This window comes from Acidithiobacillus ferrivorans, from assembly GCF_016250455.1.
In the GTDB taxonomy this organism is placed as follows: domain Bacteria; phylum Pseudomonadota; class Gammaproteobacteria; order Acidithiobacillales; family Acidithiobacillaceae; genus Acidithiobacillus; species Acidithiobacillus ferrivorans.
This window is the reverse complement of the sequence record NZ_CP059488.1, coordinates 2,030,587-2,047,946: the sequence shown is the minus strand read 5'-3', so window position 1 is coordinate 2,047,946 and position 17,360 is coordinate 2,030,587. Positions and strand designations below refer to the sequence as shown.

16 protein-coding genes and 1 tRNA gene are annotated in these 17,360 nt (G+C 58.9%); 3 read left to right on the top strand and 14 right to left on the bottom strand.

Annotated elements, in window-relative coordinates:
• Nucleotides 1–7: 7 nt before the first annotated feature.
• Both H2515_RS10175 and H2515_RS10170 read right to left on the bottom strand, forming a co-directional pair.
• Entirely contained in the window at nt 8–1,039 is a 1,032-nt protein-coding gene (locus tag H2515_RS10175; RefSeq protein WP_232821338.1) for a polysaccharide biosynthesis/export family protein, read from the bottom strand.
• A 76-nt stretch (nt 1,040–1,115) separates the two neighbouring features.
• Nucleotides 1,116–2,147: a phosphatase PAP2 family protein gene (locus tag H2515_RS10170; RefSeq protein WP_198660012.1), complete on the bottom strand. Its 1,032-nt coding sequence runs from the start codon at nt 2,145–2,147 to the stop codon at nt 1,116–1,118.
• 247 nt (nt 2,148–2,394) lie between these two features.
• Here H2515_RS10170 and wbaP point away from each other — a divergent pair, with 247 nt between their 5' ends.
• Nucleotides 2,395–3,870 (top strand): undecaprenyl-phosphate galactose phosphotransferase WbaP, encoded by a 1,476-nt coding sequence (gene wbaP, locus H2515_RS10165; protein ID WP_065413653.1) that lies wholly within the window; start codon nt 2,395–2,397, stop codon nt 3,868–3,870.
• A gap of 157 nt (nt 3,871–4,027) precedes the next feature.
• On the opposite strand, the gene galE is transcribed toward wbaP, so the two are convergent.
• The 3 genes from galE to H2515_RS10155 all read right to left on the bottom strand — a co-directional run bounded on the left by galE (nt 4,028) and on the right by H2515_RS10155 (nt 5,175).
• The gene (gene galE, locus H2515_RS10160) at nt 4,028–4,816 is read right to left on the bottom strand and encodes a UDP-glucose 4-epimerase GalE (RefSeq protein WP_269802043.1); all 789 of its coding nucleotides are present in this window, start codon (nt 4,814–4,816) and stop codon (nt 4,028–4,030) included.
• The gene (locus tag H2515_RS16350) at nt 4,809–4,964 is read right to left on the bottom strand and encodes an NAD-dependent epimerase/dehydratase family protein (protein WP_269802042.1); all 156 of its coding nucleotides are present in this window, start codon (nt 4,962–4,964) and stop codon (nt 4,809–4,811) included. The genes galE and H2515_RS16350 overlap by 8 nt, the downstream gene beginning before the upstream one ends.
• Nucleotides 4,965–5,089: 125 nt before the next feature.
• Nucleotides 5,090–5,175, bottom strand: a tRNA-Leu gene (locus H2515_RS10155).
• Nucleotides 5,176–5,226: 51 nt separating this feature from the next.
• On the opposite strand from H2515_RS10155, the gene H2515_RS10150 reads away from it, so the two are divergent.
• Complete coding sequence (locus H2515_RS10150; RefSeq protein WP_232821336.1) at nt 5,227–5,853, top strand: nucleotidyltransferase; 627 nt, start codon at nt 5,227–5,229, stop codon at nt 5,851–5,853.
• A gap of 14 nt (nt 5,854–5,867) precedes the next feature.
• Here H2515_RS10150 and H2515_RS10145 read toward each other — a convergent pair whose 3' ends face one another.
• The 3 genes from H2515_RS10145 to H2515_RS10135 form a co-directional block, all read right to left on the bottom strand.
• Nucleotides 5,868–6,944: an NADH:flavin oxidoreductase/NADH oxidase gene (locus tag H2515_RS10145; protein ID WP_198660011.1), complete on the bottom strand. Its 1,077-nt coding sequence runs from the start codon at nt 6,942–6,944 to the stop codon at nt 5,868–5,870.
• Entirely contained in the window at nt 6,941–7,669 is a 729-nt protein-coding gene (locus H2515_RS10140) for a dienelactone hydrolase family protein (protein WP_198660010.1), read from the bottom strand. Before H2515_RS10140 ends, H2515_RS10145 begins: the two co-directional genes overlap by 4 nt.
• 89 nt (nt 7,670–7,758) lie before the next feature.
• Nucleotides 7,759–8,376, bottom strand: a complete 618-nt coding sequence (locus H2515_RS10135) for a TetR/AcrR family transcriptional regulator (protein WP_172804458.1) — start codon at nt 8,374–8,376, stop codon at nt 7,759–7,761.
• Between the two features lie 142 nt (nt 8,377–8,518).
• Between H2515_RS10135 and H2515_RS10130 the strand changes: the two genes are divergently transcribed.
• Nucleotides 8,519–9,754 carry a hypothetical protein gene (locus tag H2515_RS10130; protein ID WP_198660009.1) on the top strand — a complete coding sequence of 412 codons (1,236 nt, stop codon included), beginning with the start codon at nt 8,519–8,521 and terminating at the stop codon, nt 9,752–9,754.
• A gap of 14 nt (nt 9,755–9,768) precedes the next feature.
• On the opposite strand, the gene nadC is transcribed toward H2515_RS10130, so the two are convergent.
• From nadC to H2515_RS10100, 6 genes are read right to left on the bottom strand one after another with little or no spacing between them, the layout of a single operon-like run.
• The gene (gene nadC / locus H2515_RS10125; protein ID WP_065413648.1) at nt 9,769–10,596 is read right to left on the bottom strand and encodes a carboxylating nicotinate-nucleotide diphosphorylase; all 828 of its coding nucleotides are present in this window, start codon (nt 10,594–10,596) and stop codon (nt 9,769–9,771) included.
• Nucleotides 10,593–11,942, bottom strand: coding sequence for a Na+/H+ antiporter NhaA (gene nhaA, locus H2515_RS10120; RefSeq protein ID WP_198660008.1), 1,350 nt, complete (start codon nt 11,940–11,942; stop codon nt 10,593–10,595). Before nhaA ends, nadC begins: the two co-directional genes overlap by 4 nt.
• Nucleotides 11,943–11,960: 18 nt before the next feature.
• Nucleotides 11,961–14,777: a valine--tRNA ligase gene (locus H2515_RS10115; RefSeq protein ID WP_065413646.1), complete on the bottom strand. Its 2,817-nt coding sequence runs from the start codon at nt 14,775–14,777 to the stop codon at nt 11,961–11,963.
• A gap of 11 nt (nt 14,778–14,788) precedes the next feature.
• The gene (locus H2515_RS10110) at nt 14,789–15,394 is read right to left on the bottom strand and encodes a hypothetical protein (RefSeq protein ID WP_198660007.1); all 606 of its coding nucleotides are present in this window, start codon (nt 15,392–15,394) and stop codon (nt 14,789–14,791) included.
• A 14-nt stretch (nt 15,395–15,408) separates the two neighbouring features.
• Complete coding sequence (locus H2515_RS10105; protein ID WP_198660006.1) at nt 15,409–15,834, bottom strand: DNA polymerase III subunit chi; 426 nt, start codon at nt 15,832–15,834, stop codon at nt 15,409–15,411.
• A 12-nt stretch (nt 15,835–15,846) separates the two neighbouring features.
• Nucleotides 15,847–17,349, bottom strand: coding sequence for a leucyl aminopeptidase (locus tag H2515_RS10100; protein ID WP_198660005.1), 1,503 nt, complete (start codon nt 17,347–17,349; stop codon nt 15,847–15,849).
• Between the last annotated feature and the right edge of the window lie 11 nt (nt 17,350–17,360).

Here is a 17,360-nt window from a genome sequence, read left to right as displayed (position 1 = left end):
ATATATCCTAGTGCGTCAAATACTTTATAGAAACGAAGGGGTTCAACATTGCGCTGATGGTCTGCAGCGACGGCAATATCAACTGCAGTGTCTGGTTCCAACTGCTGATGTCCGTCTGCGGTACGAAGACGATATCTCCGGATTTGAGGAAGAACGGTGCCGCTTTACCTTCCAGAATGCGTCGGGCATTCACTACATAGAATTGCCCGGTGGCGCCTTCTGAGCGGATGATGCGAATTTCACTCAGGCGCGCAATCGTGAGGTTGCCCACGTTCATGCCCGCATCAGACAAGGCCTGCAACAAACTCAGGCGACCGTTGACAAAAGGGGCCGGCCCCGGCTTCACCACCGCGCCAAACACATAAGCACGCATGGTGGAGACACTGGGGATCACCACCGTGTCGCCGGTTTGCAATGGGATATTTTGTTGCAAATCACCTGCCATGATCAATTGATGAAAGTTCACCGGCAGTTTTTGGCCGTCTTGCACCACATAAGCACCGCGCAGGTTGGCCTGGGCCAGATTGACAGAGCCGCCCAGCGCCATGGCCTCCAGGACATTCAGGGGCCGGTCGGAATACACAAGCCCCGGCTTGGTAAATTCGCCCAGCAGGTAGTAACGAATGCTATGTGCCAACTGGAGTTGCACATACACCTTTGGATCGATCACATAGCGGGCGTAAAGCCGGGTGAGCAGGTCTTTCAGTTGCACCGTAGTCATCCCCGTCACATGCACTACGCCTAGCAACGGCAACTGTATGTTGCCGTCATTGCTGACGAGGGTGCCCACCATCCCCGAAGCGGCCACCCCCGGCTGGGGTACGGAGAGATCCGGATGCATATAGACCGACACCGAAACCACGTCTCCCGCCCCCAAATGATAGGTAATGCTCCGATGCAGGAGGCGATCCATGGTCGCCGGGGAGAGATGCTCTTCGTGCTGGGAAAGTACCGCAGAGGGCAATGCCTGCTTTTGCTGTGGATGGGTCAGCGTCGGAGACCCGGTCATGATCGCACAGCCGGTGAGGGTGCTGCTCATCAGCCCCAGCCATAAGCAACTGCGCCACCAGTGTATGCACCGGAGGACCTTCGATAAGGATGTTTTGATTTTGGTATTAAAATTTGCCGGATAAGCCAACGCCATCTCCAAATATCATGAAACCATAGTCGCTTTTGGCAAAATAGCGGTTCGTGAGGTCGGCGGTGAGCCAACCGATAAATCCACCCGCAATGACATCCGATGCCCAGTGGCCGTCCTGCGCCAGAATACGGGAGATCCCCACCGCAAAGGGAATCGTGTACAGCCAGGGCTGATGATAAATCTGCGCATAGGGGGTGATCACCGCGAAGGCAATGGCGGTATGACCGGAAGGGAAGGATGCGGTTGGGCCGCCGTTGTGGCTAAAAAGGAAGTTGGTGGTCATCACCCGATACTGCGAATTGAATGGGGTGTATTGCGTGGAACTGCTGTTAGGTCCGCCGGGTCGCGCCCGCCCGACGGCGTATTTCAGCAGAAAGACTTCCGCCGTCGTGACCGCCGTCGCAGTGAGCGCGACGCTGGAAGCATGCGCCAGTTTGGCGCTGGCCCAGGGACTCTGAAACCAGGTCGTTCCAGCAAAAATCAAGGAACTATCCGTAAGTATGACGGCGAAATTCAAGGGTACATGACTACGGAAGCTATAGCTCATGTGCGTCTCGACGTAATGGTTGATACCATGATCAAGGAGCATCGTGGTACCTGTTGCGGCCACCCCGATACCGGCCACCCCCCAAAGAGTGTCATACCAGGGCGTGCTGCCGGGAGCGAGGGGTGGGACCAGGCCCTGAATCGGCGGCTGCTGCAGATTGGTAGGTTTGGTCCACCATGCGGGCGGGGCATTCTCTGGCGCTATGGGATGCGTATGCGTGATTGCCGACTGCGAACCGAGCGGGTGCTCTGACGTCACCGCCGAATTGCCGGTCGGACTACTCCCGGTTCCCGCCGTGTTTTCCAGATAACCGGGCACCAACCCGGCAGCAATAAGCTTTTGGGATGGTGCTTGCCCATAGGGATACGTGGCCAGCCATGAAGAACCTTCAGCGAAGGCCACCGGCATCCCAATAACCGCAGCAACAAAACCACCTGCGGCCCAGATTAGACGTGCCATCTCTTCTCTCCTGAGCAATTCTTAATCCTGCTTTTCTGAAAAGAATCCTAACACAGCAAATTACCGAACGGAAATGGAGCAGCAACAATACTTGTCCCGCCATAAATATGATAAAGAACTCTAATATAGCAACTCGTTGAACGAAATGGACCAGTCGCGCACGCCGGACTTGACATGTAAGCATTTCCCATGCCAAATCCCAGTGTCATGGTATTTGATGATGGCGTATGGACGATGAGGAATAGCGATGACCATCATAAAATCCGCGGTAACAATCTCTGCGCGTTCTCGCTGGTCGCAATGGGCGCCTCATACGCTTATTTTAGGTGATATGGCGGCAATTTTGGCGGCTTTTTATTTGGGTCGTCTTTCGCACGCCTTCTATTACCACCTGAACCCTGGCTGGGTGCTGCTCCACTGGTGGGGAGTCCATGCGCAAATCAACCAGCTTCTTTTTCCCATACTGTCGACATTCGGCATCATGGCCTTCGCTTTTAAGGGGCACTATTCCCGGCGCAAGGCCTTTTGGGACGAGACGGGTGAAATATTGGGGGTGTTCATCCTCTTGCTGGCGTTGAATGCGACCATTGCCTTTGCCGGTAAATGGCAGATGTCACGGCTGTGGCTTTTTTCCACTTGGGTGCTGGTCTTGGGATTCTTACCCATGACGCGATGGCTGCTGCGCCGGACTTTGCAGGGTCTGGGGGCCTGGATGCGACCGGTAGTGATCATCGGTTGCGGGCAAAACGCCGCCGAGGCCATTCGTGCCCTGAACAGCGAGCCCATGCTGGGTTATTCCATACAACGGGTGCTGGTGCCAGGGGGCTGCAGTTCGGCCGCCGGGAGCCTTCCCACCCATGCGCCCATAGAGGCACTGGGAGAGTATCCTTTGGCTACCCTGGCTCGTTTGGGTAAACCCCATGTGGTGCTGGCGCTGGATATGGATCAGTGGGAGGCCCAGGAACGACTGGTGCGCTCCCTGGGTCTCAGCTATCCCAATCTCACCATCGCGCCTCCCTTGCGCGGTCTGCCACTTTTTGGCATGGAGGTCATGCACTTCTTTAGCCACGAGGTGCTGATGTTGCGGGTGCGGGACAACCTGGCCCGGCTCAGCCCGCGCATCACCAAACGCCTTTTCGATTTGGTTGCAGCTTCGCTGCTGGTCGTGGTTTTGTCGCCACTGCTCCTTTACATTGCCTGGCGCATTCGCAGCGAGGATGGCGGGCCGGTGTTTTTTTTCCAGAAGCGGATGGGCAGGGGAGGTCGCCAATTCGGCTGCCTGAAATTCCGCAGCATGGTGATGGATGCGGAAGATCGCCTGAAGCGATATCTGCACAGTCACCCCGAGTTGGCTGCTGAGTATGCAATAAATTTCAAGATTCGTAACGATCCCCGGGTGACGCGGATCGGGAAGTTTTTGCGGCGTGGCAGTCTGGATGAACTACCCCAATTATTCAATGTGTTGCGTGGTGATATGAGTCTGGTGGGCCCGCGCCCTTTATTAGAGCGGGAGCTCGACCGTTACGGCGAAAATATTTGCCTTTATCGTTTGGTGCATCCGGGCATTACCGGCTTATGGCAGGTCAGCGGGCGATCGGAAACCACCTTTGATGAACGCGCCCAGCTTGACGCCTGGTATGTGAAGAATTGGACGCTCTGGTATGACATTGTCATCCTGTTGCGCACCGTCAAGGTGGTCTCGCGGCGGGAGGGGGCTTACTGAAGGATTGGCGCGATTTGTTCGGGGCCGCGGCGCCTGGGTGTTATGCCGCAGAATGCCTTTCAGCGGCATAGGACAGACAGACCGCAGGCTGGAATAAAGCCAATTACCTCGGTCGCCAGTGCCGCTCATTGCGCGCGCCGCTTGCGAGCGGCTCCCATCACCAAGCAGTTCCTTTCTGCTGCTCCCAACTCCAGGCATGCTCAATAATCGCGGCCAGATCCGCAAAATTTGGTTCCCAACCCAGGGTATCGCGCGCCTTTTGGCTGTCGGCCACCAACACGGCGGGATCACCGGGGCGGCGGGGCTGAACGTCGGCGGAAATGCCCCGGGCGGTATCAATGACTTCCTGCACCGAAAAGTCCTGACCGTTGCCCAAATTAAAGGTATTGCTTTCCCCGTCGACCAACAAATGCTCCAAAGCCAGCAGGTGCGCGCTGCACAGGTCCCAGACATGAATATAATCGCGCACGCAGGTGCCGTCCGGTGTGGGGTAATCGTCGCCGTAAATAGCTATCTGCGCCCGCCGACCGCTGGCTGCCTGCAACACGAGGGGGATTAAATGGCTTTCTGGATCGTGGCGCTCACCCAGTTCGCCTTCCGGGTCGGCCCCGGCAACGTTGAAGTAACGCAGGCTGGCGAAGTGCAGGCCGTAAGTGCTGTCATAGTCGGCCAGCATCTCCTCCACCATGCGCTTGCTGCGCCCATAGGGATTGATGGAGCGTTGGGGATGCTGCTCGTCGATGGGGGTGTATTCCGGCTCCCCGAACAATGCCGCCGTGGATGAAAATATGAAGCGGCGCACGTTATAGCGGAGCATGGTTTCCAGTAGATTCTGGGTGTTGGCGACATTCTGACTGAGCGCCGCAAAATGCATCACGGCGGCAATGGGGGTCTCCCCGAAAATCCGTTCCAGCAGCGCGATATCGGCCAGATCGCCTTCAAGCAAACGGCCATAGCGGGCGGCCTTCCCGAAAGCCCGTAGAAAGATTATCCAGGATGAGCACTTCATACCCACTTTGGGCGAGCATCTTGGCCATGTGCGATCCGATGTAACCGGCACCGCCGACAACGAGGATGGGGATGGGTTGCTTCATGAGGGGTTATCCGTTTTGATGAGAAGGACCGTTGGGCTTTCCTCCGAACTTGGCTATCAGAGTGTCTGGTGTCCAGATGGTATCCAGAAAAATCAAGCGGAGATTTTGAAAATGATGTAAGTTATTGGTGCGAAAGGGGGGACTCGAACCCCCACATCACTTGGATGCTGGAACCTAAATCCAGTGCGTCTACCAATTCCGCCACTCTCGCAATTGCGCTATCTTATGCGGAATAGCGTTTGCAGACAATGACCGGGGTGTAATGATGGCCAAGTTACAGCAACAATCCCGTTTGCGGCGCTTGCTGGCGGTGGAGTCGGCGCGGATTATGGCCGATGAGGGGGTGTCCGACTTTCGGGCAGCCAAGGAAAAAGCGGCGCGCCGCCTGGGCGCCAGCGGCGACGCCCAGCAGGGCTGGCCAAGTAATGCGGAGATCGAAGCAGAGCTCCAGTCTCGTCTGCAGCTTTTTCATGGCGAGGCCCATAATGCGGAGTTGCGTCAGCTTCGCGAGCAGGCAGCGCAATCCATGCACTGGCTTGCGGCGTTTCAGCCGCGCTTGATCGGACCGGTATTGAGCGGAACCGCGACGCGCCACGCGGCCATTACGCTCCATCTTTTTGCCGATACGCCGGAGAGTGTGATTTTTTTTCTGATGGATCAGCAGGTCGCCTATGAAGAGGCCTGGCAGCGACTTCATTATGGGGATGCACCAGCCCGCGACTATCCTTCCTTAAAGTTGAATTATGCTGGTGCAGACTTGCGTCTGGTCCTCTTTGAGCTGGACGAAGATCGGCGCAGCCCTGCATCACCCGTGGATGGTAGGCCTTTGCGGCGGGCGACACTGGCACAGTTGCAGAAACTGTTGGAGGCGGGTTCACCACCGCCCTGATTGATCTCAGCGTGTTAGGGGTGAGGCTTGGCGCGATCGTACTGTGCGGGCCAGGTGAGGTCTACGCCCAGTTCCTGTGCGGCATGCAGGGGCCAGTAGGGATTGCGCAGGAGCTCCCGGGCCAAAGCCACCGCATCAGCCTGCTCGGTAACCAGGATGTGTTCCGCCTGTATGGCCTCGGTGATGAGGCCGACGGCGACGGTGGGGATGCCCACCTTCCGCCGGATAGCGCTGGCGAAGGGTGTCTGGAAGCCGGGACCGGCGGGAATGACCGCATCCGGCGTCATGCCACCGCTGCTGCAGTCGATGACGTCTACGCCATGCGCCTTTAATGCGTTGGCGAGGGAGATGGACTGCTCCAGATCCCAGCCGCCGCGGACCCAGTCGGTGGCCGAAATACGTACCCAGAGGGGCAGGTGTTCGGGCCAGACGGCGCGCACGGCGGCGGTGATTTCCAGCGGCAGACGCATGCGGTTTTCCAGGCTGCCACCGTATTGATCGCTGCGTTGGTTGCTGATGGGGGAAAGAAAGCTGTGCAGCAGATAGCCGTGGGCCATGTGCAGTTCCAGGACCTCGAATCCCGCCGTCAGCGCGCGTCGGGCTGCGGCTACGAAGTCCTTGCGCGCCTTCTCCAAGTCTTGATCGCCCATGGCGTGGGGCGGGGTGTGGCTGGAGCTGAAGGGTAGGGCGCTGGGTCCCAGAGGCGCCCAGCCGCCCTCGGCATCGGGCGCAATGGGGTTGCCACCGAGGAAGGGCGGCTGGGTGGACGCCTTGCGTCCCGCATGGGCAATCTGGATGGCGGTGACCGCCCCCTGCGTCTTCATGAAGGCGACGATGGGGGCCAGTGCCTGCGCCTGTGCATCCGTCCAGATACCGAGGTCGCGGGGGGAAATGCGGCCTTCCGGGCTGATGGACGCCGCTTCGACCATGACCAGGCCAGCGCCGCCTACAGCGCGGCTGCCAAGGTGCACCATGTGCCAGTCGTGTGCTACCCCATCGGGGGTGGAATACTGGCACATGGGTGCTACGCAGATGCGGTTACGTAGGGTGATGCTGCGCAAGGTCCAGGGAGAAAATAGCCGCCGACTCACGCAGACGCTCCGAGAGAGTGCGTGAAGTGGTCAAGGGTCAGGCGCCAGCCTTCCTGCGCGGCCTCCGGACGGAAGCTGTCCCGGGGATCCGCAAAAAAGCCGTGTGGCGCATCCGGGAATACGGTCAGGGTATAGCGCTTATGGGCGGTGCTGAGCGCGCTGGCAATACGACCATGTTCTTCGGGCGTGATGGATTGGTCCTCCGCGCCGTAGAGCAGCAGCAGCGGCGCCCGCATTTGATGCACCAGATGCAGCAGTGGCTTGCGTCCGACCGGATCCAGATTGGGTGCGATACCGGCGCCATAAAAGGCGACGGCGGCACTGAGCCGGTCGGCATGGACGGCATTGGCCATGAAGGCGAAGCGCCCACCCATGCAGAAGCCGAGTGCGCCGATCGCGTCCTGACGCACTTCGCTACGCTGATGTAGTGCCTGAATAGCGAGGCCGGCCTCCGCCATGGCGAGGTCGTCATTGAGCGTTTTGAGATGGCCGATGGCATTGTCGAAATCGGAATATTCATAAGTTTTGCCATGATAAAGATCAGGCACGATGGCGCAAAAACCCGCCCGGGCAAGACGTTCAGCGACATCCTGAAAGTGCTGGTTGACGCCAAAGGCTTCGATGAACACGACTATGGCTGGGTGTGGACCCGCAGTGCTGGGGCGGGCATACCAGGCCCGTGGACCGTTTTCCAGTTGAATCCATTCAGAGGTAATCTGCGACATGATATTTCCTCGCTGCAGTCAGAAAGCAGAAAAAGGGGCGAAGCCAAAAGTTTCAAATTGCGTATCTGCGGCTTGATACTGGGCAGCGGTCAGGCGGCCAGTGATTTGACATAAAGTTGTAGCTGGCGCAGGCAACGCTGGTAGGCTTCGACAGATTGGGCATTTTTGCCCAGGCCGACGCAGCCTTCAATCGCGGCAACAATGAAGAGCGCTACTTCTTCCGGTTCGACATCGGCGCGCACCTTGCGGGCAATTTGCCCATCGGCCAGGGCGGTTGCCATGACCTCGACCCAGCGGTCCAGAATCTGTTGCAGGCCGCGGCGGAATCCTTCATCGAGAGGACTCATCTCCTGAATCAGATTGTTGAGGGGGCAGCCATAACGGATCACTGATTCGTCAGCTGTGTTGATTTTTTCTTCGAGAATACGCTGGAGGCTGGCTAAAGGGTCATCGTGCTCGGTAAAAGGAGCGAACCAGCGCGTCGCCAGTTGCGGCGCGATAACTTCTTGGATCACGGCAAGACCGAGGTCGCGCTTGGTGCTAAAGTGATGGTAAAGAGCGCCTTTGCTTACCGAGGTGTTGGCAAGGATGCGTTCCAGGCTGGCAGCCTGAAAGCCGGATTCCAGAATTTCGATGTAAGCGGCACTCAGCAGATCGCTGCGCGTCTGCTCCGGGTTGCGGGTTTTTCGTATCGGTTGCGGCATCATATGCTTGCAAGATACCGACCAATCGGTATCTTGTCAAGAAATTCGTGTGGGTTGCCGCCACCGCATGGGTGATGCGGTGGCGCGTTGGCCCCCTGGATCAAAGGCGTTACACTGATCGCCTGGGGTCGAATTGGGGGCTGGCATGAAGGCGTCAATAGATTTTCCGCGGCAGGGCGACAAGCAGAATTCTGCCTTTTTTGAAGAGTGGCTGGGACGCTTGCTGGAAGACCGCGATCGTCAGGGTCTGACCGAAAATATCGGGCGTATTGATAGTCTGATGATTACGGTAGAGCCGGGGCATTCTGCGGCCTATGTCGGTGAGCTTTGCCTGATGACGCCTTATAACTACCTGGTCACCCTGGAAACGGAGCAGCACTCGACCCACATCCTGCGCATCGATATGCATGCCCCCGATGTGCTGGTCCGCGAGGTGAAAGACCCCAACCTGCACGGTATTTTCCGTAGCCTCAATGAGGTTTACCCCATCGGGGCGCAGCGGCCAAACTCCCGCTACATGGGTGAGATCTTTCAGGTTAAAAATCTGCACGCGGTGGTGGAGACGCAGAAGGCCCGGGAAATCCGCTTCTTTAATCAGGAGCAGATCCGACAGATGGAGTTGCCGGGGAATATGGCCATCGTCAAACCCTCTCCTTATACCCACAATATTGTCGGTTACTGGGAGCGCCCCGATAATCATATCCGCGTTTATTCGCTGGGTGTGTCGTCCATTCGGGAGGACATGCAGGTGGCTTTTGAACAGGCCAAGGCATTGCGTGAAAAACTTGGTCTCGACAGGCTACTCCTGCCCATCGACCATTTGGCAACCCGGGTATACAGCCAGAACCGGGAGGCGGCGATTCTGGAGTATCTGACCCTATCCAGTTATTATTACTGGGGTTCTTACGATATTCCTGATCAGAACTCGTCCACAAATGTTACCAAGAATGTGCATTTTGCCAATGAACTCCATAGCCCTGCCAAGGTTTTTACGGCAGCCAATCACCCGTATTTCTGCAATCATCTGATTGGCAAGCCTTCGCCCACCGAGGCCTTTGTACGAAACTTTGGGCCGCGTTTGCACCATCTGGCGGTGGCGGTGAAGGATGGACACACCGGGGATCAGATCAATATCGACTACGTGGTAAGCGCCCTGCGGAATTGCGGGCAGCAATTCCTGCTGGAGGTGGTTGGCTCAGAGCAGGAAGGGCTGAAGCAGATTTTCTCCAGTGCCTCGGAGCATTCCTCACTGATTGTGGAGTATGTACAACGCTTCGGAGGTTTTCAGGGCTTCTTCACTAAGGAGAATGTCGCCGACCTGACGGCGGCGGCGGGGGTGGATGAGATTCTGCGCGACCTGGATGCGGCGGCGCGGGCCTGAGTGTGGATGAACGCTCAGCGATAGCGCAGCGATAAATCCAGGCTGCGCAGGTTCCGGGTGAGGCTGCCGACGGAGATGAAATCCACCCCGGTGGCCGCTACCGCAGCGATATTGTGCACGCCTATATTCCCGGAAGCCTCCAGGGGCAGACGCCCCGCGACCCGCTGCACGGCATGGCGCAGATCCTCCAGGGGGAAGTTGTCGAGCAGCACCATATCGGTGCCAGCCGTTAGTGCTTCCTCCAGCTGCAGCAGATTTTCCACTTCGACTTCTATGCGGGTGAGCGCCGGGGCAATCTGCCGCGCCGCCTGGAGTGCCGCAGTGATGCTCCCGCAGGCGGCGATATGGTTTTCCTTGATGAGAATGCCGTCGTAGAGCCCTAGACGGTGATTGTGGCCGCCACCTATCCGGACCGCATACTTCTGGGCCTGGCGCAGGCCGGGGATGGTCTTGCGGGTATCCAGGAGGCGCGTTTTATGGCCGCTCAGGGCGTCGACATAGGCCCGGACCTGGGTTGCGGTGCCGGACAGCGTCTGCAGAAAATTCAGCGCCGTGCGCTCCCCGGAAAGCAGTGCTCGCGCCGGACCCTCCAGGATGCAGAGGACTTGATCGGGGGCAACGCTGGCACCATCGGTGATTTGCCAGTGCATTTGGATGGTCGACGAAAGTGCCGCAAAGGTGGCTTCGGCATAGGCCTGTCCGCAGAGGATACCCGCCTCACGGCTGAGGATCTGGGCGCGGAGTTGGGTGGCGGCGGGGATCAGCGCCGCCGTCAGGTCACCGCTGCCGATATCTTCGGCGAGGGCCTGTTGTACTGAAAGTGATAAGTCAGCAGGAATCATGCAGGAACCTCGTTGCGGCTGACCCAAAAGAGCCAGGTCAGACCGATCATGGCGGCGATCAGAGATGCGAGGAGAATGCCCAGCTTGGCTTCTTCTTGCAGATTACGGTCGGTGAAGGCCAATTGGCTAATAAATAAGGACATGGTGAAGCCGACGCCGCCCAGCCAGGCGGCGCCGAGCAGGTGCCGCCATTGTACGCCGTGGGGCAGGCGCGCGATTTTGAGGCGTACCGCAATCCAGCTACTGAGACTGATCCCGATAAATTTGCCCAGCACCAGACCCAGACAAGTACCCAGGGTGACCGTACTGAAGAGCATTCCGCTGGATACCTGCGAGAAATTGATGCCAGCGTTGGCCAGGGCAAAAATGGGGATAACCCCGAAGGTGACCCAGGGCTGAACCACATGTTCGAGGCGCTGTTGCGGCGCGATGGCTGCGGAACTGCTGTGTTGCAAGCTCTGGATGATGCCGGCGAGCTGGCCATTCACCAGAGGGTCAAGACGCTTGCTGTGGATGATGGTATCACGCAGGTTCTGCCCGCGGGCACTCATGACGTCGGCCAGTTCGTCTGGCCGGATGCGGCCGCGGGCCGGTATGGTGAAGGCCAGCAATATCCCGGCGACCGTGGCATGCACCCCCGACAGCATGACGAAATACCAAAAGGGCAGTCCTGCCAGCAGATAGGGCAGGGGGTTACGGATGCCGCCCTGATTGAGGAGAATCAGTATGAGTAATAAAATTCCGGCGACGATCAAGGCAGTCACGTTGAGTGCCGGTGTGTAATAAATGGCAATGACGAGCACGGCGCCGAGATCGTCGGCAATGGCCAGGGCGGTGAGGAAAATAATCAGGTTACGGGGAATGCGCCAGGCCAGCAGTACCAGAATACCGATGGCGAAAGCAATATCCGTCGCCATCGGAATACCCCAGCCCCCCGCCGCGGGGCCACTGGGATTGAACTCGTGATAGATCAGCGCCGGGGCAATCATGCCCCCCAGGGCCGCAATGATGGGCAGGGCGGCATCGGCCAGGGAGGAGAGTTCCCCCACCAGCAATTCCCGTTTCAGCTCCAGCCCGACGACAAAAAAGAACACCGCCATCAGGCCATCATTGATCCAGTGATGGAGGCTTTGATCCAGTGCCCAGCCACCCCAATGCAGTCCTAAGTGCTCTTCCCAAAAGGCGTGGTAAGGCACGTGCCAGACAGAATTGCTGAGCACCAGGGTCAGGATCGTGGCGGCGATGAGGACGATGCCGCCCGCCGTCGCCCGCCGCAGAAACTGCTCGAAGGGGGACAGAATACGCCCGAATAAAGGCTCCAGCGGATAAAGCCGACGTTTAGTCATGCCGGTCCCGGCGCCCGGTCACAAATGCTCCAGTCGCTGTGCCTGTTCGCCGAGTTGCAGCAGGGCGGCATCTATTTCGCGCAAACGCTCCTCCTCCTTGGCGACGATTTCGGCGGGCGCGCGGCTGCGGAAGCTTTCCTGGCCCAGCTTGGCCGTGGCCTTGGCATGCTCCTGTTCCAGACGCTGCCGCTCTTTGGCCAGACGCGCGCGTTCGGCAGCCACGTCAATGACGCCCGCGAGGGGGACGAGGACGCGCAGCTCGCCGACCAGTTGCAGGGCGGCGGGTGGTGCTTCTGTTTCGTCGTCCAGCCATGCCAGACTGGCGAGGCGGCTGAGGGCGAAGAGCCAGGGCGCGTATTGTTCGGCACGCTGGCGGTCGCTGGCATTGCCCCCCTGCAACAGCAGGGGCAGGGCCTTGCTGGGCGCAATATCCATCTCGCCGCGCACCGAGCGGATGGCGCGGATGACGGCAAGCAGCCATTCCGTATCACCATCCGCCTGGGCGTCGATACGGGAGAGGTCGGCCACCGGATAGGCGGCGAGGGCAATGCTGTCGCCCGTTTTGCCGATCATCGGGGCGATCCGCTGCCAGAGTTCCTCGCTGAGGAAGGGCATCACCGGGTGCAGCAGACGCAGGCCAGCCTCCAGCACCCGCAGCAGGGTATTGCGGGTGCCGCATTGCTGTGCGGAGGTGAACGGACTGTCACTGCGCAGGACGGGTTTGGTCAGCTCGATATACCAGTCGCAGTAGTCATTCCAGAAAAACTGGTAGAGCGCATGGGCGGCATCAGCAAAGCGATACTGGTCGATGGCGCTGTTAACAGCCGCTTCGCAGTGCTGCAGACGACCGATAATCCAGCGTTCCGGTGCCAATAATTCGCGCTCGCCTTCCAGATCGGCCTGATTTTGTATCTGCATCAGGGCAAAACGCGAGGCATTCCAGAGCTTGTTGCAGAAATTGCGATTCCCTTCCACCCGTTTTAGGTCAAACGTGATGTCACGCCCCTGGGTGGCCAAGGCCGCAAAGGTGAAGCGCAGGGCGTCGGTGCCAAAGGCCGGAATGCCATCGGCGAACTCCTTGCGGGTCGCCTTTTCGATCTTGGCCGCCATTTGCGGTTGCATGAGGCCACGCGTGCGCTTGGCGACGAGATCTTCCAGGCTGATGCCGTCGATGAGGTCGATGGGATCGAGGACGTTACCCTTGGACTTGCTCATCTTCTGGCCTTCGGCATCGCGCACCAGGCCGTGGACATAGACTTCATGAAAGGGCACGTCGTCCATAAAGCACAGACCCAGCATGATCATCCGCGCCACCCAGAAGAAAATGATGTCGAAACCGGTGACCAGTACACTGGTGGGATAGAACTGGGCAAGATCCGGTGTTTTTTCCGGCCAGCCAAGGGTGGTGAAGGGCCACAGCGCCGAACTGAACCAGGTGTCGAGCACGTCTGGATCGCGTTCCAGGACCACCGGCATGCCGTAATGGCGCGCCGCTTCCGTGTGCGCTTCCTCTTCATGGCGGGCGACAAAGATTTTGCCGTCGGGACCGTACCAGGCGGGAATCTGATGTCCCCACCAGAGCTGGCGGGAAATGCACCAGTCTTCAATACGATGCATCCAGTCGAAGTAAGTTTTGTTCCAGTTTTCGGGCACGAAGCGGATGCGGCCTTCTTCCACCGCGCGGATGGCGGGTTCGGCCAGGGGCGCGACCTTCACATACCATTGATCCGTCAGGTAAGGCTCGATGACGGCCTGGGAGCGGTCGCCGCGCGGTACCATGAGCTTGTGCGCAGCCGTGCGTTCCAGCAGATTTTCCGCTTCCAGTAGAGCGAGAATCTGCTTGCGGGCCGCATAGCGATCCAGTCCGCATAAGGCGGCGGGAATGTTTCCGGCAATGATGTTGTCGCCAAAAACCTCCAGCGTGTCGCGAATACGGGCATCGGGGGTAAAGACGTTGAGCAGGGCCAGGCCGTGTCGCTGTCCCACCTGATAATCGTTGAAGTCGTGGGCCGGGGTGATTTTGACGCAGCCGGAACCGAATTCCGGATCGACATAAGCATCACCGATGATGGGGATTTCGCGGTCCATGATCGGCAGGCGCAGCGTCTTGCCGATGAGCGCGGCATAGCGCGGATCTGCGGGGTGCACCGCCACCGCCACATCGCCCAGCAGCGTTTCCGGACGGGTGGTGGCCACCACGAGGGAGCCACTGCCGTCGCTGAGGGGGTAACGGATGTGCCAAAGGAAGCCTTGCTCTTCTTCACTGATGACTTCCAGATCAGAGACTGCCGTGCGCAGGACCGGGTCCCAGTTCACCAGTCGCTTGCCGCGGTAAATCAGACCTTTGTCATGCAGGCGGACAAAGGCTTCGGTAACCGCATGGGAGAGGCCACTATCCAGTGTAAAACGCTCCCGCGACCAGTCGCAGGAGGTGCCCAGCCGCCGCATCTGTCGGGTGATATGTCCGCCCGATTCGTGCCGCCATTGCCAGACCCGCTCCAGAAAGGCACTGCGGCCCATCTGCTGGCGGTCACCGCCTTCCTGTATCAGTTGCCGTTCCACCAGCATCTGGGTGGCAATACCCGCATGGTCGGTACCCGGCTGCCAGAGGGTGCGCTCGCCGCGCATCCGGTGGACGCGGGTGAGGATATCCATGAGCGTGTCCTGGAAAGCGTGCCCCATGTGCAGGGTGCCGGTGACGTTGGGCGGCGGCAGCATGATGCAGTAGGGTGTGCCGTCGCCTTCTGGCTGGAACAGGCCATGGGCTTCCCAGCGCGTGTAGCACTGGGTTTCGATTTTGGCGGGGGCGAAGGGGCGGTCCAGGGTGTCAGTCATAATAGGGTGTATTACTCAATTTCCGAGGTGTTAATCTGATCCAGACCTTCGTGCAGGACACGCTGCAGTATTTCCGGAAGCGCTTTGCGAATGTCTCCAGCCAGGCTTTCGCGCAACTGGATGCCCTCCAGCGCAAGGGTTCGCATGATAGTCAGGCTGACCTGCTCTTTCCAGAGCGTCTGCAGATGCTCTGTCACCAGACCTTCTACCTCATGGATTATGCGTCGTTCAATCTCCTGGAAAAGCAGCCCCTCGAAGTTTTTGAGAAAGTCGAGATCTATGGGAGCTGTCGAAACCGCTGGCGCGACCGTATCTGTGGCGCGCGCTTGCATTGCTGCCATCTCAGGAATGGGCGGCGGTGTTGGTGCCGCATCCGGTTCATGTTCTTCAATATCTTCGTTGACTGTGGGGCGTGGCGCTACCGTTGCGGTATCCAGCCAGTGCGGGTCTGTCTGTGCGTAGCCAGCGCGCGCCGCCGGCATTTCATTGTCCATATAGCGCCAAAGTTGTGGCGGCAGGCCCTCACGCAAAAGATGGGTGAGCAATAAAGGCGCTTCATCACCGGCCTCCAGTTGCTCTGCAAGGACGGGTTCTTTACGTGTCGGTATGCTTGCCATGGGTGTGTCTCCAGTCAGACTTCCAGGGGATGCACCTGCATGGTGAATCCCGCATTCTTTAATCGTTTGTAGCGTTCTCTGGCAAGGTTGCGAGTCTGCTCGGCGACAGGAATGAAGTCGATAAGTCGCTCGCATGCAGGGACAGGTGTCGGCAGTTCGTCCAGTCCGCAGAGCACTAATGCCTTGCTCTGCAGGGGCCAGATGCCGCCATCATGGATGCGTATGGATTCTCCTGCACCCCGGACATGGGGCACAAAAGCACCAGCCTGGAAAGTCCAGAGAAGATCATCCATGACCTGCCCCGTCTCCATGTCCGGGCACAGGATATCTGCTTCTCCCATGACCTGCCAGACTTTCGCGATCACCCGGCACATACCGCGCTGCTGCTCGTGCAGGGTGAGCAGCAGCGGCGGCAACGCATAAAACGAGGCGATGGGCAAACGGTGGTCCTCTCAGGCCACCTGCCGCGCTCGTCGCAGCAAATACTCTACCAACAACGGCACCGGACGGCCCGTCGCCCCTTTATTCTCACCGCTCTTCCACGCCACCCCGGCGATATCGAGATGCGCCCAATGATATTTTTCGGTGAAGCGCGCGAGGAAGCAGGCGGCAGTGATGGTCCCTGCTGGCCGACCGCCGACATTGGAGAGGTCCGCAAAAGAGCTCTTCAGTTGCTCCTGGTATTCGTCGAAAAGCGGTAGCTCCCAGGCCCTATCCATACTTTCCTTGCCGGCGGCAACAAGCGCATGGACGAGTCCTTCGTGGTTGCCGAGCACGGCTGCGGTTTGGTGCCCCAGAGCGATGACACAGGCGCCGGTAAGGGTGGCCATATCGATCACTACGTCCGGTTTGAAACGCTCAACATAGGTTAACGCATCGGCGAGGATCAGCCGTCCCTCGGCATCGGTGTTGATGATTTCCACGCTCAGGCCGTTCATGCTCTTATGGATGTCGCCGGGCTTGGTCGCCTGTCCGTCGGGCAGATTCTCCGAAGCGGGTACCACGGTAATGACGTTGAGCGGGAGTTTGAGTTCCGCCGCCGCCTGAATAGCCGCCAGAGCTGACGCCCCGCCGCACATGTCATATTTCATCTCATCCATCTTGTCGGCGGGCTTCAGGGAGATACCGCCCGCATCAAAGGTGAGACCCTTACCGACCAGAACGATAGGTGCCTGATCCTTGGCGCCACCGCAATATTCAAGAATGATCAGCCGGGGCGGCTGCCGGGACCCGTTGGCGACGCCGAGGAGCAAATGCATTCCCAGGGCTTCCATGGCATCCGGACCGAGGATGGTGCTTTTGATGCCCAGGCGCTGGGCCATGGCCTCCGCTTGCTCGGCGAGCCAGACAGGGGTGCAGATATTTCCCGGTTCGTTGGCTAGATCTTTGGCCCAGGCGACGGCCCGTGCCGTCGCGTGGGCTTGCGCTGCGGCACGCTGAATTTCCGCCAGTTCGGTAGTGTTGCCTTCAGAAACGATGAGTTGCAGGGTATCAAAGGCCCGTTGCGGCTTATCTGCGGGTTTTTTATGCTGGTCAAAGTGATAATCGGCCTCGGCCATCGCCTGAACCAGAATTTTAGCGAGGGCCGCTGCGGAACGATGGACCACAGGGGTATCCAGCAGATGTAAGCTGACGCGGCTGATGCGGGCAGTTTGCAAAGCGCTTGCGGCAGCGAGCGCGGCTTTGCGAAATTGGCTATCCTTGATTTTGCCATGGGTACCGAGGCCGAGGACAAGCACCCGTACAGCGGCAATTTTCGGAACCTGATAGAGCATCTGCGTTTCGCCACAGGCACCGCTGAAATCTCCGGTATGGAGGAGGGCCTGGAGGACGCCGCCACTGGCCTGATCAATCAGCGTGGCAGCGGGGTTCAGTATGCCGCCTTCATACACTCCGACGACCACACAGTCGTTGTTGTCGGTGACTGGGTTCCGGCACTGTACGGCTATCTCCACGGCGGTTCTCC